This is a genomic window from Priestia aryabhattai, from assembly GCF_023715685.1.
Taxonomy (GTDB): domain Bacteria; phylum Bacillota; class Bacilli; order Bacillales; family Bacillaceae_H; genus Priestia; species Priestia aryabhattai_B.
This window is the reverse complement of the sequence record NZ_JAMBOQ010000002.1, coordinates 22,789-43,386: the sequence shown is the minus strand read 5'-3', so window position 1 is coordinate 43,386 and position 20,598 is coordinate 22,789. Positions and strand designations below refer to the sequence as shown.

The window sequence follows — 20,598 nt, the reverse complement described above, 5'->3', positions numbered from 1 at the left end:
TTATTTTATAAATGCACCAAACGGCTTGCCCACTGGAAGCACAACTTGACCATAGTGAGTATTTAATACAGCCGCTGCAGATCCATAGAATGAAAACAGAGCAATCAATAGCTCTGACACTGCTGCTAGTAAGTGCGTATATTCATATGACACACCAAATGTACTGAGCGATAATCCGATAAATAAGAAATCAATTAACACAAAAATAATAAATAATACTTTATGAGTGCCCATTGCTCCGACTGTCATAAAAACGCTGAAGATAAAGTAGCCTACAAAAGCAAATGCGAGCTGCTTCGGATCCGCTGCTTTTGCTAGCGCTTCCCCAAATGCTCCAAGCTGAATAAGCCATGTCATGGCTACACCTAACCAAAATAACCCGAAGGCACCAAAAGCAGTTGCGCCAAAGGTATTATTATGTTTGAAATCTTGAATAGACGCGATTAACTGTCCTATTCCGCCTAAAAAAATCGCCCATGGCAATACCAATGAAACACCATCGGTTACCCCAAGCTTTTGAAACGATGCAACGAGTGTCACCATGGCAAGTCCGAATAGGCCTAGCGCTGATGGATCAGCTGTTACAATTTTAACGTGCTGTGTGCTGTTGTTACTCATGTTGTACCTCCCTGATTTTAAAAACACTTTAAAAAGATACAAAAATGTACGGGAAGTGTCAATGGATATTTCTGGGCTTTTAAAACCCTATAAAAACAAGCAGTGTAGCCTCTACACTGCTTGTTTTTTGATTCCTTACGATTGAACGTTTTGCAATAAATTTTGTCTTGTTTGCTTTGCTGAAGCAACCATGACTTTTAAGGCTTCGACCGTCTCACTGATTCCTCTTGTTTTAAGGCCGCAGTCGGGATTAATCCAAAACAATGTAGGATCAAGGACCTGCAAGGCGCGGTCGATGTTTCGCGTCAGCTCTTCAAGCTTTGGTATGCGCGGACTGTGGATATCGTACACGCCAAGTCCGATTCCTTGATTGTACGTATGTTCTTCAAACGCATAAATTAATTCACCGTGGCTTTTAGACGTTTCAATGGAAATCACGTCGGCATCAAGCGCTTTGATGGCATCGATAATCTCTTCGAATTCTGAATAGCACATATGCGTATGAATTTGCGTATCATTTTGCACGGATACCGTGGCTAGCTTGAACGCATACACCGCGGCGTTCAAGTAGTTTTCCCAGTTTTCTCGTTTTAACGGCAGTCCTTCACGAAGCGCCGGTTCATCCACTTGAATCATCGAGATGCCTTGACTTTCCAGTGCTTCCACTTCTTTTCTAAGAGCAAGCGCAATTTGATTTGCCACGTCGTAGCGCGAGATATCATCACGCACAAACGACCAGTTTAAAATCGTAATTGGACCCGTCAGCATTCCTTTAACCGGCTTATTTGTTAGAGATTGCGCATAGACCGTTTCTTTTATCGTCATCGCCTGCTGATAGAATACATCTCCGTATATAAGCGGCGGCTTTACGCAGCGAGAACCGTATGATTGCACCCAGCCAAACTTAGTAAACTGAAAGCCTCCTAATTTTTCACCGAAGTACTCAACCATGTCCGTTCGTTCAAACTCTCCGTGCACAAGCACATCTAAGCCGATGTCTTCTTGAATTTCAATCCATTTTTTTATTTCATCGTTAATGTACGCTTCATACGCTTCATTGCTTAACTCACCTTTCCGCCACTTCATACGCTCGCGTCGCACTTCTTTTGTTTGCGGGAAGCTTCCAATTGTTGTGGTTGGAAGAAGCGGCAGTTGAAAAGCCTCTTTTTGAACGCGCTGACGTACGTCAAACGGTGCTTGACGCTCCGCTTTATAGCTGAGTTGCTTCAGCGCTTCTTGCACGTCCTGATGATTTCGGAAAGATGATTGATTTAATGCTTGAATGGCCTGTTTGCTTACATTTATCTCTTCTTGTATTGTTTCTTTTCCTTGCTGCACCGCTTTTGTTAACAGCGTGATTTCCTTCAGCTTTTCATCTGCAAAGGATAGAGCGTTCTTTAAAATTGGATCAATGGTTTCTTCGCTTTTCACCGTGACAGGAACATGTAATAGACTCGATGAAGGCTGTAGGATCAAACGGTCTTTTGATACTACTTCTTCAATTTCACTAAGCGTTAAAATCTGTTCGTCCAAATTTTCACGCCAAATGTTTCGTCCGTCAATAACTCCTGCCGCAAGCACTTTATCAGTTGGAAAACCATATTTATTAAGCGCAGTGAGATTTTCTCCGCGGTCATGTACAAAGTCTAAACCAATTCCTTGAACAGGAAGAGACACAACTTCTTTGTAGTAATCAACGCTGTCAAAATACGTTTGCAAAATAACCTTTACGTTCGGTGCCGCTTCATTCAAAGATTGATAGACTTCTTTGTACAACGCCAGGTCTTCTTTTGATAGCGTTGTAGATAAAATCGGCTCATCCATCTGTACCCACTCGACGCCTTCTGCCTGTAGCTCAGCTAAAATAGTCGCATAAAGAGGAACAAATTGTTCAACTATTTTTTCAAACTCACTTTCTTTATACCCTTTCGACAGCTTCACAAATGTCACTGGCCCTAAAATAACGGGCTTTCCTTTGATATTTAGCTTTTGTTTTGCTTCTTTGTAGAATTGAAGCGGGCGATTTTCTACAAGAGCAGGCTTTGCTTCGTCAAGCTCTGGTACGATATAGTGATAATTTGTGTTAAACCATTTTGTCATCGTAGATGCTACTGCACCTTTTGTACCTCGCGCTATGTCAAAATACGTTTCAAGCGATACCGGCCCTCCGTCATAATTGAAACGTTTTGGCACCAAACCAAACATAACCGCTGTATCTAACACGTGATCGTATAAGCTAAAATCGCCGACTGGAATCAATTCAATTCCTGCGTCACGCTGTTTTTTAAGATGTTCAAGGCGAAGAGCTTCAATTTCTTGCAAAAATACATCTTTCTCCAGCTTTCCTGCCCAAAACTGCTCAAGCGCTTTTTTCCATTCTCGTTTTTCACCAATTCTTGGATAACCTAAGTTTGAACTTTTTACACTGCTCATTTTTTCCACTCCCTGTAGTTTCTTTTTTTCCGCTAAACTAAAAAATCTCTCTTTTCGAAATGAAAAGAGAGATGATACGCATCGTTAACTAGAGTTGAGATAGCCTGTTTTTCTCAACACGTATTCCTCACTCCTCTCTATATCCCGTAGAGCTTAAGTGCATACAACAGGCAGGTCTCCTGACTTAGGTTCATCGCTTCCTATCCCTTCCCATTTCAGAATGAAACAGTGGTTAATAAGTTGCTCCCCATTACAGTGGCGGGACCGCGCCGGATTTTCACCGGTCTTCCCTTTTAAGCTGCGTACATTCGTTACACAGCACCTGATGCATTTTTATAAAATTGTTACATTCAAAACAGGATTACATAAAATAAAAAGCCTCTCTATTCGTAATAGAGAGGCATAGTATCTATGAAATCCTCTCTTATTTGTCAAAGCTATACGCTTTGCAGGATTTAGCACCTTTTTAACAGGATCGTTAAATGGTTGCCGGGCTTCATAGGGCCAGTCCCTCCGCCTCTCTCAATAAGAGTTTTAATTTTTTATAATGTTTTGAATGTAGAGTTATCTTAACACCTTAGATTTACATTGTCAAAAGAAATTTCAAAAAAATCAGTTTTCAGGAGGTGCTGACGCTAATTTTTGCCTTAACATTTTGTAATCATCTTTTCGATGTGTTTCAATTAAGTCTTTTGCTCCTTGATGGTATCCTGATGAGTAAATGTACTCTACCGCTGTTTCAATAAGTTTTCTCTTTTCCTCGGCACACTCCCGGTCCATTAAAGGGAACAGTCTACCTAAAAGGTCATTTAAATCTTCTTTAATAAAACGATCAAGTCCTTCTTTCATCTTTTCGTTTGCCATTATAGCTCCTCCATTTGCTGTGTATGTTCTAAGCCTCTATAAACAGGTATTTCACTGTAAATTTTCAGATAAAGTTAAGTCGTTAAACAGTATATCAAGTGAATGTTTTGCTTCAATTACATATGTAATACAAATATATGACAAATAAAGAGGATATATCATCATTCATTATCTATTATAATGTTTGACTGAGCCTTCTGCTACAAGGTTTCTTTAAGAATTATGTAGAATATGCCAAAAGTCTTACTGTAAATCATAGAAAGACTTTAAAAAAAAGATACCTTTATCGTATCTATGAATCATTCACATTACGTAAAAAAAGAATCCTTTGCTGAGATAGCAAAGGATTCTTACATTTAAAACGTTTACGACAATTAGACGTATTTATTACGCTCAACCGGACTCAAAGAATTTCTTTCAGAGCGAGCTGCCATGTCCGTTTCAATTTGCTCTAGGCTCCGTCCTTTTGTTTCGACAACTACAAAACGTATGAAGAATAATCCGAGAATACAAATGATCCCGAAAGTTGAAAAGATAACGCCTAAGCTAAACTGATCAGCTAAAATAGGGAACACAAGCCCAACTGCCAGTGACCCCGTCCAGTTAAAGGCAGACGAAATCCCAGCACCGATTCCGCGTACAGAAAGCGGGAAAATTTCCCCTACAATGATCCAAGTAAGCGGCGCCCAAGAAAACGCATAGCAAAGGATGAAGCAGCAAAGTGCAATTAGCGTAACCCAGTTAACTACGGCTTCATTAACACCTACTGCTCCAAGAATAGCCGGTGTAAAAAAGGAAAGGGCCATTCCCGCTCCGCCAACCGTAAGAATGGTACGGCGGTTGTATTTATCAACAAACTGCAGAAAAATAAGTGTTGTCACGACGAAGATTACCCCAACAATGACCGTAAAACCAGCTGCTACCTGCGGGGCTAAACCCACTTGACGGGCAATGCTTGTCGCATAATAAACAATCGAGTTTGCGCCTTGAATCTGTTGAAAAGTTGCCATTCCGACGCCAATAATTAAAGCTAAACGAAATTTTTTATGAAACAGCTGTTTGATGCCTGATTCTTCATGCACAGCTACGCTTTCAATTTCAGACACTTCAGCTTCCACTTCAGCTGCTGAGGGACGAAGCGTACGCAAAACTTCACGCGCTTTATCTCCCATCCCATTTTTAATTAAGTAGCGAGGTGACTCTGGAAGCTTTATCATACCGATGCATAATACGACCGCAAAAATACCGGCGCTGCCAAGCATTAGTCGCCAGCTGTTTGGAACCGGCTCAAAAATAAAGGCTACGATATAGCTTAATAATAGTCCAATTACAATCATTAATTGGTTCAAACCCGAAAGCTTCCCGCGAATATTAGCAGGTGCGATTTCTGACATATATGCAGGAACTAAAGAAGAAGCCGTTCCTACTGCTGTACCTAAAAAGACGCGAGCAATCGTTAACGTAATTTCCTCTGGTGCGATGGCTGAACCAATTGAGCCTAAAAGAAAGATGATAGAAGAAATTAAAATTAACTTTCTTCGTCCAAACTTATCCCCTAATAAACCGCTTAAAATGGAACCGATAATCGCTCCGCCCATTAAAGACGAAACAACAATTCCCAGCCACAGCGGACTTAAATGAAATGCTTGACGGATATGACCTTCTGCACCAGCAATAATCCCAATATCATAACCGAATAAAATACCGGCAAATGAGCCGAAGAAGAAGATAAACTTACTTGATACTTTACTCATGATTATATATCCCCTTTTTATTGTCTTAGTTTTGCTACCTATCACATGAATTTAAAACGCTTTCATTCTTTCTTAAAAACGACTTTCTTTCACGAATAGTCCACACGATTAGTGAAAGCTACATCATATTTTCATTTCCAAGGAAGCAACGCTCCCTTGGAAATAAGAATGCTTACTTAATAATGACGTACTCTAAATTAACAAGCTTTGCATAGCTTACAATTTGATCCGTGGTTAAATTTAATGAAAGTACCGTATGGTGACCGCCTCCGTTTTCAATCCACGCTTTAACGCCGTCTTGGAAGTTTGGCTTAATGTTCCAAAGCACGCGCGCCACCGGAAGATTTGGAGCTGGAGCTTCCGGCTCAAATGCGGATACTTCGTTAATTAACAGCTTGTAATGCGTACCAAAGTCAGCCATGGAAACCACTACGCCTTCGCCTTGTTTACCGTCAAATACTAAGCGGGCCGGGTCTTCGCGGTTGCCGATTCCTAGCGGAGAGACGATTAGTTTTGGCTTGTTTGTTGCTAGCGTTGGGTCTACTTCAAGCATGTGTGATTGAAGCACTGACTCACGACCGGGAGCTAATTCATACGTGTAGTCTTCCATAAAGCCCGTTGACTGATTATGGCTCATCACTTTGAGTAAGCGGTCAAGCGCGGCTGTTTTCCAGTCTCCTTCACCAGCAAAGCCGTATCCCTGTGCCATCAAGCGCTGTACTGCTAGACCAGGAAGCTGTTTCATGCCGTACAAATCTTCAAAGTTAGTGGTAAAAGCGCTGTAGCCGCCTTCATCAAGAAAACGTTTAATCGCAATTTCATAGCTTGCCTGTACTTTTACGCTAGATTCCCAATCTTCTACACGATAATCACCGTAAACAAATTCATACGCGTCTGCATATTCGGCAAATAAATCATTGATTTCTTCTTCCGTAACGCCATTTACATATTGAACAAGGTCACCAATTCCAAAGTAGTCAACCGTCCAGCCAAATTGAATTTGCGCTTCAATTTTATCTCCTTCCGTTACTCCAACGTTACGCATGTTGTCACCAAAACGCGCAACTTTAATGTTAAAGCTTTCATTATAAGCAGCCGCTACATCCATCCATTGTGCAATTTGCTGCTGTACTTCAGGGCGCTCCCAGTAGCCCACTACGATTTTATTTTGCTTGTTCAAACGCGCGTTGATAAAACCGTATTCACGATCACCGTGAGCAGATTGATTCAAGTTCATAAAATCCATATCAATGGTTTCCCAAGGAATGCTTTCATTAAATTGTGTTGCCAAATGAAGCAGCGGTTTTTGTAATAATTTTGTGCCGCGAATCCACATTTTTGCAGGTGAGAACGTATGCATCCACGTGATCACACCGGCAACTTCATCTCGGTAATTAACTTCTTTCATCATCTTTGTGATTGTATCAGCATTAACAGCTAAATCCTTCAGCACGAGCGGATAAGGTAAGATACCGCTTTCATTTAAAGCATTAGTCATTGTTTGCGCGTGTGCTTTTACTTCTGCTAGTGCTTCTTTTCCATAAAGGTGCTGTGAACCAACAATAAACCAAAATTCTTTTTGAGTAGTTTTTAACATGATAATCCCCTTTTCTGTATGTACGTCTTTTACTGTTTTTGCCCGTAATACGCGTTTTTTCCGTGTTTTCGCAAATAATGTTTATCTAATATACGCTGAGGCAGCTCTTCAGCCAGCTGATTTAATTTTTGTGTAAAGAAATTCATTTTTGATACTTCGTCTAATACTACACTGTTCATTACAGCCGTTTTGGCATCTTTCCCCCACGTAAACGGCCCGTGCCCTTGAAGTAAAATACCAGGAACCGCTAACACATCTAAACCGCGCTCTTCAAAGGTTTCAATAATCACCTTGCCCGTTTCCACTTCATATCCGTCATTCACTTCTTTTTGTGTTAAAAAGCGCGCGCACGGGACAGAACCATAAAATGTATCGGCATGAGTAGTCCCCATTGCTTGAACATCAAGTCCTGCTTGAGCCCAAATGGTCGCCCACGTTGAATGCGTATGTGCGATACCGCCGATTTGCGGGTAATGTTTATACAATACGGCATGCGTCAGTGTATCAGATGAAGGATTGAGCTCACCTTCTACAACGCGGCCATCTAAATCAACGACTACCATGTCTTTCGCTTGCATCTTTTCATACGTAACGCCGCTTGGTTTAATCACAAACAAACCGCTGTCTCGATCAATCGCACTTACATTTCCCCATGTGTACTTTACCAGTCCATGTTTCGGTAAATCGACGTTTGCTTGAAATACTTCTTCTTTTAATTTGTCTAGCACATTAACTCCTCCCGTTCTTCACTGTGATGTTCTGCAGCTGCTTTTTCAATGACTAAGCCTTTTTTATATCTTTTGATAAATGCTTCAAACCCCTTCACATCGAGTGCGTCAGGATAAATTTCTTGTGCGGTAACTTCTTTAAAGACTTTATCATCCAAGAAATCTTCTAAACTTTCATTCTCACTTTTATTTAACATATAAGAAGAAAGAATAGCCATGCCCCACGCGCCTCCTTCTCCTGCTGTTTCCATTACGGAAACCGGCGTGTTAATCGCAGCTGCCATCATTTTTTGGCCAACTACCGGAGTTTTAAATAACCCTCCATGCGCTAAAATACTGTGAATCTTTACATTTTCTTCTTTCACTAAAAGATCCATCCCCATTTTTAATGCACCAAAAGCTGTAAAAAGATGCGTTCGCATAAAGTTTGCTAGGTTAAAATTACTTTTTGCTGAACGGACAAATAATGGACGTCCTTTTTCTACTCCGGTAATATTTTCACCTGAGAAATAGCCGTAGCTTAGCAAGCCCCCTCCATCAGGATCAGCTTCTAACGCTTTATTTAACATCACTTCAAATAACTTATCCGATTCCACTTTTTTCCCCATAGCCTCAGAAAATTCACGAAACAATCCGAGCCAGGCATTCAAGTCGCTTGAGCAGTTATTAGCATGAACCATTCCAACTGGACTGCCGTTTGGCGTAGTCACCAAATCAATTTCTGGATAGACTTTTGAAAGCTTTTTGTCTAATACAATCATCGCAAAAACGGAAGTTCCTACTGAAACATTTCCAGTGCGCTTTCTTACACTATTTGTAGCAACCATTCCGGTTCCCGCATCTCCTTCTGGAGGACAAAACGGAATACTAGGCTGTAAATTTTTAGATTGATCCAGAATGCTCGCACCTATCGCTGTTAATGTGCCTGCTTGTTCTCCTGAAGTATGGACCGTAGGCAGAATATCTGTCAGTTTCCATGGATACCCTTTGTGAGAAATGAGCTCATCAAACTGCTTCATCATATCTTCACTGTAATTTTGCGTGCGTTCATCAATTGGAAACATCCCCGAAGCATCTCCAATGCCAAGTGCCTTACTGCCTGTTAGCAGCCAGTGAATATAGCCGCCTAACGTTGTAATCAAATCAATTCGCGGTAGGTGTTTTTCTTGATTTATGATTGCCTGATACAGATGCGCAATGCTCCATCGTTCAGGAATGTTAAATTGAAAATGTTCAGTTAATTCTTTTGCTGCCACGCTTGTCGTAGCATTACGCCAGGTTCGAAACGGAACAAGCAGCTCACCCGTTTTATCAAACGCCATATATCCGTGCATCATAGCTGAAATACCAATGGAACCAATTGTTCGAATGGTTATTCCATAGCTTCGTTCAACTTCTTGTTTCATTTCACGGTAAGCTCTTTGCAGACCTGTAATAATATCGATTAAGTTGTACGTCCAAAAACCGTCTTCCAAGAGATTTTCCCATTCATAGCTTCCGGATGCGATTGTTTCAAAATTTTCGTCAATCAGCACCGCTTTGATACGGGTAGATCCAAGTTCAATTCCAAGTGAAGTATTCCCTTTAGCAATTGCTTGTTTTATGCTTTCTTGAGTTGTTTTCACATTTAATCTCCTTTCTGATAGCCATAACAATACCTATAGCAGTAAGGAAGCGCTTTCCGTTTTATGTAACGCTGTTTGAATTTGTTAACAACCTAAGTATATTTATTTGTACGTACATTTGTCAATATAAAAATTATATATACACACAAATAATAAAAAATACCTTACCTTTTCCTTTTAAACTTTTAAACGATCGGTATCCAACTGCTAAACTATTCTACTTTCAATTAAAAACTAGGGAAATCTTTTCATTTATTCATGTTCATGATAAAATATGTCCATACAAATTTTACACACAAAAAAAGTTGAATGTGTACAACTACGAAAGAAGTGAAAAAATGAAGCCAAAATATCAGGTTATTATTGAGGATATAAAAAGTAAAATTCTTTCAGGAGATTACAGCATGGGCGAACAAATCCCTACTGAATCAGTCATGCAAGAAACGTATAGCGTTAGCAGACATACGGTTCGAAAAGCGATTTTAGAGCTGTCGAATGAAGGATTTTTAAGAAGCGAAAAAGGATCTGGTACCTATGTAAGTAATCAGTATCAATCAAAAGCTAGCGGGGCTTCTGCAAACAAAACGATTGGCGTTATTACCACGTACATTTCCGACTATATTTTCCCTTCTATTATTCGCGGAATTGAAAGCAGATTAAATAAAGATAATTATTCGCTGTTGCTCGCGAGTACGAATAATGATGTGGAACAAGAAAAAAAAGCGTTGGAAATGATGCTTTCCTATGGAGTAGACGGTTTAATTGTTGAACCTACAAAAAGCAATTTGTACAATCCAAACATCTCTTATTATTTATCGTTCAAAGAACAAGATGTTCCGTTTACAATGATTAACGCCTACTACGAAGAATTGGACGTTCCGTTTTTTTGTCTAGACGATGTTCAGTCAAGCTACCTTGCCACAAACGAATTAATCTCAAAAGGACATACACAAATTGGGCTCATTGCAAAAATGGATGATCTTCAGGGAAAGTACCGAATGAAGGGATATATAAAAGCACTCGGTGAAGCAAAGCTCCGCTTTCAGCCTGAGCATATTTTGTCTTTTAATACGGAAACAAAGCTCGATTTGTATGCTAATTTAAAAACGTTTCTTACTGAAAACCAAGACGAAATGACGGCCCTTGTATGCTATAACGATGAAGTTGGATTAGAAGTTGTAAATGTATGCAGACAGCTTGGTATTTCCATTCCGGACAAGTTGTCAATTATTGGTCAAGACAATTCGTACATCGCTAAAAATGCGACTATTAATTTAACGACTTTAACGCATCCACAGGAACAAATGGGACACGACGCGGCGGATTGGATCATTAAAAAGCTCCAGGGCAAAAAAGATTTGCCAAACGAAACCTACTATCAGCCTCTGTTAGTTGAAGGAGAAACCATTAAAGAATTGAATGCGAAGCGTGATGAAGTTCGTTAAGTGATGTAGACACAAGGTCTTCCTTTGGGGACCTACAAAACTTTTTATGGTATAAGGGGATGCATAATAATTTGCATCCCCTTATCTATGTAATTGCTTTCTCCCCTTCACAACGGAGCGTGAATGTTGATATATACTCCTTTTTCTATCGTTTGTTTTGCTTGCTCTATTACTCTTTTAGCGTTAATAGATAGCTCGGATATAGGAACAACCTGACCTGAAACGACAACAAGAGGATCAACCCAGCGCATTTTTGTCGTTTGGTGAACATCATAACAAGACGCAGTTCCTTTTTCTACTTTGCTGTCAAAAAGAGCAGATAACATCGCTTCAATCCTCCTATATCCTGAGTTTTTCAGCAAGCGAACCACATCTTCATCCTGCTTTAGAAAATCTTCCATAGATAATATATCTTTTTGCAAAGCGAGCTTGATGATTTCCGTCAGCTGATAATTTCCAAACATATTAAGGGGATTCATAAAAAAGCCAATCACTTCTTTATAGTAAGCATCCAAAAACCACTCTGCAGCTGATAAATTGCTGCACACCATTTGCTCATTAAATACGACAAGCTGATCCAAAAAAGCATGCACTTCCTGTAAAGTAATTTCGCCGCATACGTATAAATCCCGAAGCGTATAATCCACGCGATCAGCACATAAGTGCGGAGCTTTCTGTTCAAGTAACGTCCATCGGCTTTCATCAAGTAAGATATCTCGCCAATTTAATCCGGCGCTCTTTAAAATATGAGGAATAGACGACTCGGCCACTATTTTTTCGTAAATCATTTCATGGTAATTTTCTTCTTTTTGTTCAAGAACATAATCAATCACATGAGAAAATGCCGTATGGGAAACGTCGTGCAATAAAGCCGCTACTTGCTCTTCCAAAGACCCTCCTAGTCTGTTTACAAGCATCATCACACCAACGGAATGACCATATCGTGTAGTATTCCATTTTTTATTTACAAACCGGCTCGCTCCGCCTTGATAAATCCCTTTTAACCGCTGCACGGGGTCACTTTGAATCAGTTCTAAAAGAACGCCGTCTGCTTCAAATTCTCCGTACAGCTCATCATAAAGTATGAGCATGTTTTTCTCTCCTTTTACTAGCTTATTATTTTTTAAATCCTAAGCGCAAGACACAATGCTGTAAAGCACCTCTCCTCTTGTTATGATAGTAAACTATTTTTTGTAACAAAATGTTCAATTCTCTTACATGAACACTCGTAAAAATCACTCATTGTGATGATTTTATTTTATGACTTCAGTGATAAAGTTTTATAGAGACATTTATTTACTAACAGGATATAAGATAAAAAAGGAGATATTTATGAAAAAGCTTAGTATGCTACTGCTCGTTTTAGTCATTGCCGTGGTCGGCTGTTCAAAAGGAAATGAGCAGCAATCACAGGAAGTAAAAGGAACAATTGAAGTGCCCCAAACGATTAAAGCAAATGAACAAACATCTATTAAAGTGCTCGTTACACAAGGGGACAAAAAGATAGAAAATGCAGATGCCGTACAGATTCAAGTTGAAAAAGAAGGATACATTAATCAAGAAATGATTGATGCAAAACATCAGAGTAGCGGCGCATACAGCACCGACTATACATTTGAAGAAGACGGAGAATATACAATTACCGCTCATGTTACCATAAAAGGCGACATGAAGATGTTTACGTAAAAAGTGACGGTTGGCAAGAAAGAATAAACTATATATCCAAAAACGACCCCTTCTTGTCAGAGGTCGTTTTTTATTATTGCCTTGACGCTTTAATACGATCAAAATACTGCTTCGCATGAAGCAAGCCAAGATTTTTTTCTTTCCGTATGTACTTAATAACGTCAACGTCTCTTCGGCCATTTATAATCAAAAGATTGACTTTGTTTTCAAAAGCCTCGTCTTTGTCTATTTCTAGCTGCTTCCACTCTTCATTTGAATGATGTTTAGGTGTTTTTAGCAGCAGTACCACTAATATTATCAGAGCGCTACTTGTTGTTACATAAAGCCAAAACCAGTCTAGAAACCAGCTGTTGATCACATTCAGTATGATGACGATGGTGAAACCGAAATATAGTTTTGTTTGATACTTACTAGCTTTTTTAGAATCTGTTTTGCTGAAAAATAATCCCACAGTCAGTCTCCTTTTAGCATTCTATCTGCGCTTTTTTGTCTATTAACCTCTTTAGCCCCTTAACTATTTTTTCGCAAACTCATCCTTTGTTGCTCCCTCAAAAAAGGACTTGCAGAATTCCTTCTTACCTAATCATCACCGTTTTTGTAGTAGCGTCGCTTGTATGGTAGCCTTCTGAACTATGACTTCCAATTACTTGCATATTATAACCGGTATAATCTTTGCCCGAAGAATTAGGGGTTTGTATTTGTTTTAATGTCATCTCATCTAAAACAAAGTAAGGACCGTCATAACCTGTATTCTCATACTCACCGGAAGAATGAAGGTGCGTATACGCATAACGACTAGTCGTAAAGAAATGTTGGTTATTAAGAATCTCTATCTTTGAAAAAAACTCATCTGCGTTCATTAATCGGTCATATTGAACAGGCTTCTGATCAACTTTTTCACTTGTAACCGTTAACTGATTCTCTGCCTTAGTTTCACATAAAAAACACTTACGGTAATCTAGCATTGTATATGAGTCTTCATCAGAACGATTTATCACTGTAAACTGCATAGAATATATGTTTTGATCTTTATCTAGCGTTAAACGAAAGTCTTCTATTTTTACTTTGTGCTTAGACAGCTGCTGTTCTTTTCGAAATGACTCCCAGCTCTTGCTTACTTCTCCAGACTTGAGTTCGTCTTTTGTAAATAGAAGCGTTTGTTTTGTATCTTTATGAACGACATTCACGATACTGAGAATAAGGAGAGCAAGGATTGCCAGCCAGCAGACGGTTTCTGCTACCTTGTTTTTCACCATAGTTGTTCTCCCCCAGAGGTTAAATATATGTGTACCATGAAAGAAACACATATCATACAAATTACCATTTCCCCTAAAAAATATAAATTTTATTTACATTATAACACTAGAAATCTATTTGATCAGCGGCTCATAAAAAAAGTGCAGGGCTCTTTGCAAAGCCCTGCATTTTTATTTATTTCATATACACTTCACATTTAAATAAAGTTAAATCCTTTCACCACTTGAGCGACAATAAACGTAACACCAATCGCAATCACTGTTGGGATCGCAAAAGCTAGAAACGTCCACTTTGCATTTTTGGTTTCTTTATAAATATTAACAAGTGTCGTTCCGCACGGAAAATGCAGGAGCGAAAACAACATCATGTTAAGAGCTGTTAGCCACGTCCAGTGGTGATCAAGGAAAATCTGCTTTAGTCTGGTCGCATCTTCAATTTCAATTAATGAACCTGTTGACAAATAAGCCATTAATAGAACCGGCACGACAATTTCATTAGCCGGCAACCCAATAATAAATGCAGCTAGTATATAACCGTCTAGTCCTAGCAGCTGAGCAAACGGATCAAGAAACTGAATAAAATGCATTAAAATACTTGTATCACCGATATAGATGTTGGCCAGTACCCACGTTAACACCGCTGCGGGTGCTGCTACAATAATGGCGCGTTTTAGCACATATAGCGATTTATCCAGCGTAGCGCGCACAATCGTATCAACAAATTTTGGTTTGCGGTAAGGCGGAAGCTCTAACGTATAGTGTGTCGGAACCCCGCGCAATGCTGTTTTAGACAGTCCCCACGATACCAATAGCGTCACAACGATTCCAAATAACACCGTCCCCACTACAACAAGCGCCGTTACGAAGGTTTTAGCGCTCCCTGTAAAGCCGGTCGCCATAAATAAAGAAGCTAACAAAATCAGCGTAGGCCATCTGCCGTTACACGGAACAAAATTATTCGTTAAAATCGCCATCATACGTTCACGGGGAGATTCAATAATACGCGTCGACATAATCGCTGCGGCGTTACATCCAAACCCCATCGCCATAGTTAGCGACTGTTTGCCGTGTGCTCCTGCTCGTTTGAACAAACGGTCCATATTAAACGCTACGCGAGGCAAGTAGCCGTAGTTTTCTAAAAGTGCAAAAACAGGGAAAAAGATAGCCATCGGAGGCAGCATCACACTAATGACCCACCCCGTGCCGCGAAATAGCCCTAACACAAGAATTCCATGCAGCCAGTCTGGTGCATGCATCGCTTGAAAAAAAGCTGTTAAATACCCTTCCGCCCAGCTGAACCCTTCTGCAATTAATCCAGAAGGAACGTTTGCACCGGCTATCGTGATATAAAAGATGACCGATAAAATGCCAAGCATAATCGGAAATCCCCAGATCGGCGATGTGAAGACTTTATCTAATTTTTCCGTGCGCTGAAGCTTTGATCGATCTTCATACACGACTGATTTTTTACATATTTGCTGCGAAGACTGATAAATACTTGCGACCATATTCGAACGATGATCTTTTTCTTTTGCCTGCTGAGCATAGCGTGTTAATTGTTCCATCGCTAATGAGTTTTCAGGAGTTAACGGATTTCCCATATGCGCTGTTCCTCCTTTCTGTATGACCAATGTCTTGCTGCTGACGCTGCTGAATCGTTTCTAAAAATGTTGTATCTCCATCAAGAACCCGCAAAGCAATCCAGCGAAGAGGAAATTGATTTCCAACAATAGAAGCAACTTGAGGAGCTAGCTCCGTTAGTAAATCTTCAATTTCTTTTGTGTACTGCACTTGGTACGGATTAAGCTTGACTTGCCCGCGTACAACTTGTTCTATTGCGTCTAGCAAATTAGAAATTCCTTTTTTATTGCGAGCTGATATAGGTACAACCGGTACGCCTAACGATTCGGCCATCTTTTTTTCGTTAATCACAATTCCTTTTTTCTTTGCTTCATCCATTAAGTTCACACAAATCACGACGTTTTCAGTCATCTCCATCACTTGCAGAGCTAAATTAAGATTTCTTTCCATCGCCGTTGCATCCACAACAACAACCGTAACATCAGGTCTTTCAAATAAAATATAATCACGCGCTACTTCTTCGTCCGCCGAGTTTGAATAAAGTGAATACGTTCCAGGTAAATCCACTATAGTATAGAGCTGATTATGATGTTCAAACGTCCCTTCTGCTTTGGCTACTGTTTTTCCCGTCCAGTTTCCCGTATGCTGCTTGAGACCGGTTAATCCATTAAATAACGTACTTTTTCCTGTGTTCGGATTTCCTGCTAATGCAATACGATACTTACTCACAGTCGTCACCTACTTTTTTCACATAAATTTTTGAGCTTTCTTCTTTTCTAAGACCAATCGTTGTATGACTTACTTGATAGGCAACAGGATCTCCTAGCGGGCTTTTTTGAAGCACTTTGATGATGGCTCCGGGAATAAACCCTAAATCTAACAAGCGGCGCTTTAACGCACCTTCGATCTCGATTCGCTCAAGCTGTACCGTTTCACCTGTCGTAAATGTAGACAATGGATAATTATTTACACTAGCCATCTATTTTTCATCCCTTCTCATTTTTTATCTAAGGTTATATTTTTTTCATTAGACCAACTTTTAGGGTAAAAAAATATGCTCGTTGATTTTTAATAGGGTATTCTGCTGGTGCAGAAAAATGAACATGTCAGCATAATTTATTTAAAATTTTCAGTTTTCACTTAAAATGATACCAAAAGTTTACCACAGGAAACTTTTTTAGTCTAGAGGAACTTATCGCTGATTTATATATTTTTTTGTATCATCTATAAAAAAAAGAGAATGCGCGAGGCATTCTCTTTTTACGGTGGTTATATAAATCACTTCTTCATCTGTAAGCTCTACTCTTTAGACTTGCCTACCGTCACTTTTTTCGTAAACATTTTCATGTCCCCGTCTACCGTAACGTGAGCCGTAATCGTATATTCGCCGTTTTCTTTAAACGTATAGTCCGTGCTATAGACACCTTTTCCTTCATGCGGTGCTTTTGTCATTTCTTGATTGATATAGCCTTCTTTTTCAACTTGGAACTGTACATCATCGGCGTTTTCAACTTTTTTATCTCCTTGCGTCACAAGGACTTCAAGCTTCACTTTTTCATTTGGTTGAATTGATTGGGGTGCTTCGATCGTTCCTTTGACTTCTTTTGAACTTGAATCATTTCCATTTGAACAGCCTACTATAGCTATAATTAAAACGAATAATACAATGCTGAGCTTTTTCATTATGTTCTCCTTTGTTATGTAAATGTGCGACTTCCTGCAATTTCATATTATACCCATTTATCCGCTAAAAAGAGAAGAAATGCTCATTGTCCACATAAAGTTCTTATTTCTACAGTAGTTTTTACATCTTTTCATTCCTCTACTCGTCATTCGCTTCACAAAAAAGCTGAAGAAGCTTATTTCCTTCTCCAGCTTTGCTTTTATCTTTGCGGTTCTTCCAACGTATAAGTAGACAGTGCGTTTTCTACCCATCGTACAAAATCCTTGCTTGCTCCCCAGTCAATATTCAACATGCCTTCTGCGCTTCCTGAAGGAATACACTTTACTTTGTTTGGACCGGACACATTTTCTAAAATAATCGTTAATGATCCTCTGCCGCCGGTGCGAAAAAAATAACGTTCAAACACAAGCGTGCACAGCTGCTTGCCGTCTCCGAGATCATAATATTCTTTATATAATAAGTCACTTTCGGAATTGTTTGCGTTCACGAGCTTTTTTGCTCCATCAAAAGGAAGCAGCGTCGTTTTAAATTCAATCACCTTTTCCATCACTCAAGCCCCTTTCTATCGCAACAGATATGTTCTACTTCTCTTTTCCCTTCTAAAAAACCTGCCACTTCTCTTTATGAACAATATGGTACAATAGAAGAGAAAAAGAACTGTTTGAACGGAAAAAGGAGCACACAACCTCTATGAATACACGAGATGAACTTATACAAGATGTGGTTTCAACTATGCGAAACCAAACAAAAAAAATGCAGATGTCTGTTATCCCCACTTTAAAATCATATATTCCTTTAAATGAATTTTTAGCGCTTCACCTGCTGTATAAAGAAGGCGAGCATATTGTTTCTGAGATTGCAGAGCATATGCACATCTCAAACAGCAGCATGACGTGCATCAGCGACCGGCTGATGGAAAGAGAATTCGTCACGCGCGTACGCAGTCAAAAAGACCGCCGCGTTGTCTACTTATCGATTACGGATAAAGGAAAAGCCTTTGCAGAAGAAATGGAAAAAGTACTCACCAAAGAATATGGTGAAAAGCTTGGACATTTTACGGATGAAGAATTACAGACGTTTCTTCGCTTGTTAAATAAAATGGATGTTTGATAAAAAAACAGATGCCCGCTACGTAGCAGGCATCTGTTTTTTATTTTTGTGCTTTGTTATTTATCTTCAAATTAAAGGCGTCCGAGGTTAAATCCTTTGACCAGTCTTTTTCATGATCACTTACATACGGAACGATCCGAAGTATGGCCACTTCTTTATCATTCCGATACTCTTCGTCCATCTCCAGCACTGTATTTGTTCCTCCTCCACTTCCGCTTTCAAACAGGTCTCTTCCATTTTGATCTTTAACAGTAACACCGACTTGTGTCCCAAATTGCGCATTTCCTTTTGATGCTGTAAACGTATAGTGCAGCTTAATCGAAACGGGCGATACGCGAACTTCTTTGATGGACAATACGCCTTCTATTCCTTTTTCGTTAATCGGAATTTCTTTGTTTAATGGATACACTTTAGTATCAGCAATAATTTTCGAGCCGTTTACGCTTGTGTGTACGGTCCAATTTCCTTTAATCTCTTCATAAGAATCCCGGTAGTTCCCACTTTTCGTCTGGGCAGGGTTCTTTTCAAACTCGAGGCTTGTGAACTGAGCGCTAATTTGATAGTTTTTGTTTGGATCAATATGATCTAGCACGTTGTAGCCATGAACATCTATTTTCCCGTCTCCGTCCGTGTCCGCTTGCGTTAATTTTAGTGCATATAAGTAGTTCCAGCTTCCGTCTTTATTTTTTATGGTTTCATCTGTAATGCTTGAAGCGGAATCAAAAAACGACATGTTGCCAATTTTCACGCGCAGTTCTCCCGGTCGAATTGGCGTGTTTCGGTTAAGACCTAGGGCGGTTCTTCTAAATTCATCTGCGCTAATCGTTAACCCAAGCAGTACCTGTCCGTCATCAAGCATCAGTTCATTTACTTTTACTTGAATGCCTTGGTCCGTTGCGGTTTCATTTACGGTTTTTTTATAGCCGCTATAGCTTCCTTCCGGCTTATTCATAAACAGCTCGATTTGCTGGCCAATTTGCTGACTTATTCGTACAGCCGATGCCCATACCGTTTCATTTTGCATCATCACAGGCGTCACAGCAAGCAGCAGTACAGCAGCGGCAATCAGCGGACGCGCTTTTTTCCGCGCCGGCTTTATTTCACGTTTTAAGCGCTTTTTCATTCGTTTTTTCTCGCTTGCTGTTAGCTCGATTTCTTCATATTCATCAAAGTCTACAGAAGACCCATTTAATAAGTCATATTGATTTTTCATACCTATCCCTCCTTATTCGTCATTTGAAAATGGCTTTTAGTTTTTTTCGTCCGCGTGACAGCCGGTTGTATAAATTGCTGATCGTGGTCTGCTGCTTTTTAGCAATTTGTTTAAGTTCCACTTCTTGTAGGTAATACGCTTTAAACAGCTCGCGGTCTCCTTCATTTAAATGACACAGCAGTTCTTCCACGTCGTTTGCTTGAACGTTATGAACTCCTTCTGTTTCACTAATTTCCGCCTCGCCAAGTGCTTCGTGCTGTGTTTTTATGTATTTGCGCTGATAGTCGATGGCTTTGTACTTGGCAACAGCGGCAACCCAATTTTTAAACGTATTTTTCTCCGAATCAAAGCGATGAATATGATGCCACACCGCTAATAAAACGTCGTTTATACACTCTTCTTCATAGCTTTTTAGCGTGCCTAAATGTTTGCGTACAATGGACGTAATTAACCCTCCGTACTGATCAATTAACAGCTCCAGCCCTTTTTCTTTTTTATGCAATATACACGTAACGATCCAGTCATCTTCCATGGTATTGCTCCTTTCCGCTTGCTTTTACATCTATTAATACGAATTCTTTTTATAAAACCTATCAATACTCTTAACTCAAATAAAAAATAAACTTGTTCACGATTTCTCCCTCTGGTAAAATAAGCTAAAACCTTTGAAGGAGGCCACTATGATTACCTATCCTTTTGGTACTTTGACAACTGTGAACTGACAACTGCTGACCTTCGCCGTTCGCTTGTTCAGCTTAAGCTAGCGGGCTGGTTTGACAACTGCTCGGGCATTTTATTCGGGAGAAGCAGCGCTAATGAACCCGTTGATTTTTATACCGCTGAAGATGTGTATCGTGATCTTGCCTCTGATTTACATATTCCTGTTGTCTATGATATCGACTGCGGTCACCTCCCTCCTCAGCTCACGCTTATTAACGGCGCGTATGCCCGCATTAACGTAGAAGAGGAGAAAGGAACCATCGTCCAATACTTTACATAAAAAA

The 20,598-nt window shown here is 39.8% G+C and carries 20 protein-coding genes, 1 pseudogene and 2 riboswitches; of the genes and pseudogenes, 4 read left to right on the top strand and 17 right to left on the bottom strand.

All coding sequences use genetic code 11. From position 1 onward, the window contains the following. The 7 genes from M3225_RS06780 to M3225_RS06750 form a co-directional block, all read right to left on the bottom strand. Entirely contained in the window at positions 1–618 is a 618-nt protein-coding gene (locus M3225_RS06780; protein WP_251391958.1) for an acetate uptake transporter, read from the bottom strand. 135 nt (positions 619–753) lie between these two features. Continuing rightward, positions 754–3,051, bottom strand: a complete 2,298-nt coding sequence (gene metE / locus M3225_RS06775; RefSeq protein ID WP_251391956.1) for a 5-methyltetrahydropteroyltriglutamate--homocysteine S-methyltransferase — start codon at positions 3,049–3,051, stop codon at positions 754–756. Positions 3,052–3,203: 152 nt separating this feature from the next. Further along, a riboswitch (cobalamin riboswitch) is annotated at positions 3,204–3,392 on the bottom strand. Between the two features lie 80 nt (positions 3,393–3,472). Beyond that, positions 3,473–3,583: riboswitch (SAM riboswitch) on the bottom strand. A gap of 80 nt (positions 3,584–3,663) precedes the next feature. Beyond that, positions 3,664–3,915 carry a hypothetical protein gene (locus tag M3225_RS06770; RefSeq protein ID WP_251391954.1) on the bottom strand — a complete coding sequence of 84 codons (252 nt, stop codon included), beginning with the start codon at positions 3,913–3,915 and terminating at the stop codon, positions 3,664–3,666. A 374-nt stretch (positions 3,916–4,289) separates the two neighbouring features. Continuing rightward, positions 4,290–5,669: a sugar porter family MFS transporter gene (locus tag M3225_RS06765; RefSeq protein ID WP_251391951.1), complete on the bottom strand. Its 1,380-nt coding sequence runs from the start codon at positions 5,667–5,669 to the stop codon at positions 4,290–4,292. A gap of 172 nt (positions 5,670–5,841) precedes the next feature. Next, positions 5,842–7,266, bottom strand: coding sequence for an L-arabinose isomerase (gene araA, locus M3225_RS06760; RefSeq protein ID WP_251391949.1), 1,425 nt, complete (start codon positions 7,264–7,266; stop codon positions 5,842–5,844). 29 nt (positions 7,267–7,295) lie between these two features. Beyond that, positions 7,296–7,994 carry an L-ribulose-5-phosphate 4-epimerase gene (locus M3225_RS06755; protein ID WP_251391947.1) on the bottom strand — a complete coding sequence of 233 codons (699 nt, stop codon included), beginning with the start codon at positions 7,992–7,994 and terminating at the stop codon, positions 7,296–7,298. Next, positions 7,988–9,619 carry a xylulokinase gene (locus M3225_RS06750; RefSeq protein ID WP_251391945.1) on the bottom strand — a complete coding sequence of 544 codons (1,632 nt, stop codon included), beginning with the start codon at positions 9,617–9,619 and terminating at the stop codon, positions 7,988–7,990. Before M3225_RS06750 ends, M3225_RS06755 begins: the two co-directional genes overlap by 7 nt. 338 nt (positions 9,620–9,957) lie before the next feature. Here M3225_RS06750 and M3225_RS06745 point away from each other — a divergent pair, with 338 nt between their 5' ends. Then, entirely contained in the window at positions 9,958–11,064 is a 1,107-nt protein-coding gene (locus M3225_RS06745; RefSeq protein ID WP_251391943.1) for a GntR family transcriptional regulator, read from the top strand. A 107-nt stretch (positions 11,065–11,171) separates the two neighbouring features. On the opposite strand, the gene M3225_RS06740 is transcribed toward M3225_RS06745, so the two are convergent. Beyond that, the gene (locus M3225_RS06740; protein WP_251391941.1) at positions 11,172–12,155 is read right to left on the bottom strand and encodes an HD domain-containing protein; all 984 of its coding nucleotides are present in this window, start codon (positions 12,153–12,155) and stop codon (positions 11,172–11,174) included. 241 nt (positions 12,156–12,396) lie between these two features. On the opposite strand from M3225_RS06740, the gene M3225_RS06735 reads away from it, so the two are divergent. Further along, entirely contained in the window at positions 12,397–12,750 is a 354-nt protein-coding gene (locus tag M3225_RS06735) for a FixH family protein (RefSeq protein WP_251391939.1), read from the top strand. 73 nt (positions 12,751–12,823) lie between these two features. Here M3225_RS06735 and M3225_RS06730 read toward each other — a convergent pair whose 3' ends face one another. The 7 genes from M3225_RS06730 to M3225_RS06700 form a co-directional block, all read right to left on the bottom strand. Continuing rightward, positions 12,824–13,201 (bottom strand): hypothetical protein, encoded by a 378-nt coding sequence (locus M3225_RS06730; protein ID WP_251391937.1) that lies wholly within the window; start codon positions 13,199–13,201, stop codon positions 12,824–12,826. 124 nt (positions 13,202–13,325) lie between these two features. Beyond that, positions 13,326–14,006, bottom strand: coding sequence for a hypothetical protein (locus M3225_RS06725; protein ID WP_251391935.1), 681 nt, complete (start codon positions 14,004–14,006; stop codon positions 13,326–13,328). 197 nt (positions 14,007–14,203) lie between these two features. Continuing rightward, positions 14,204–15,571: a nucleoside recognition domain-containing protein gene (locus M3225_RS06720; protein WP_374109823.1), complete on the bottom strand. Its 1,368-nt coding sequence runs from the start codon at positions 15,569–15,571 to the stop codon at positions 14,204–14,206. A gap of 13 nt (positions 15,572–15,584) precedes the next feature. Continuing rightward, positions 15,585–16,316: a FeoB small GTPase domain-containing protein gene (locus M3225_RS06715; protein ID WP_251391933.1), complete on the bottom strand. Its 732-nt coding sequence runs from the start codon at positions 16,314–16,316 to the stop codon at positions 15,585–15,587. After that, positions 16,309–16,566: a FeoA family protein gene (locus M3225_RS06710; protein WP_251391932.1), complete on the bottom strand. Its 258-nt coding sequence runs from the start codon at positions 16,564–16,566 to the stop codon at positions 16,309–16,311. Before M3225_RS06710 ends, M3225_RS06715 begins: the two co-directional genes overlap by 8 nt. 320 nt (positions 16,567–16,886) lie before the next feature. Beyond that, the gene (locus M3225_RS06705; protein WP_251391931.1) at positions 16,887–17,270 is read right to left on the bottom strand and encodes a FixH family protein; all 384 of its coding nucleotides are present in this window, start codon (positions 17,268–17,270) and stop codon (positions 16,887–16,889) included. Positions 17,271–17,470: 200 nt separating this feature from the next. Next, positions 17,471–17,818, bottom strand: coding sequence for a DUF6054 family protein (locus M3225_RS06700; RefSeq protein WP_251391930.1), 348 nt, complete (start codon positions 17,816–17,818; stop codon positions 17,471–17,473). 143 nt (positions 17,819–17,961) lie between these two features. Between M3225_RS06700 and M3225_RS06695 the strand changes: the two genes are divergently transcribed. Continuing rightward, positions 17,962–18,381 (top strand): MarR family winged helix-turn-helix transcriptional regulator, encoded by a 420-nt coding sequence (locus tag M3225_RS06695; protein ID WP_251391929.1) that lies wholly within the window; start codon positions 17,962–17,964, stop codon positions 18,379–18,381. Between the two features lie 40 nt (positions 18,382–18,421). On the opposite strand, the gene M3225_RS06690 is transcribed toward M3225_RS06695, so the two are convergent. Together M3225_RS06690 and M3225_RS06685 are read right to left on the bottom strand one after the other, a co-directional pair. Then, complete coding sequence (locus tag M3225_RS06690; protein WP_251391927.1) at positions 18,422–19,594, bottom strand: DUF4179 domain-containing protein; 1,173 nt, start codon at positions 19,592–19,594, stop codon at positions 18,422–18,424. Positions 19,595–19,613: 19 nt separating this feature from the next. Then, the gene (locus M3225_RS06685; protein WP_251391925.1) at positions 19,614–20,126 is read right to left on the bottom strand and encodes a sigma-70 family RNA polymerase sigma factor; all 513 of its coding nucleotides are present in this window, start codon (positions 20,124–20,126) and stop codon (positions 19,614–19,616) included. A 165-nt stretch (positions 20,127–20,291) separates the two neighbouring features. Here M3225_RS06685 and M3225_RS06680 point away from each other — a divergent pair. Beyond that, a pseudogene (locus M3225_RS06680) lies at positions 20,292–20,594 on the top strand (LD-carboxypeptidase); the annotation flags it as partial. Positions 20,595–20,598 lie beyond the last annotated feature (4 nt).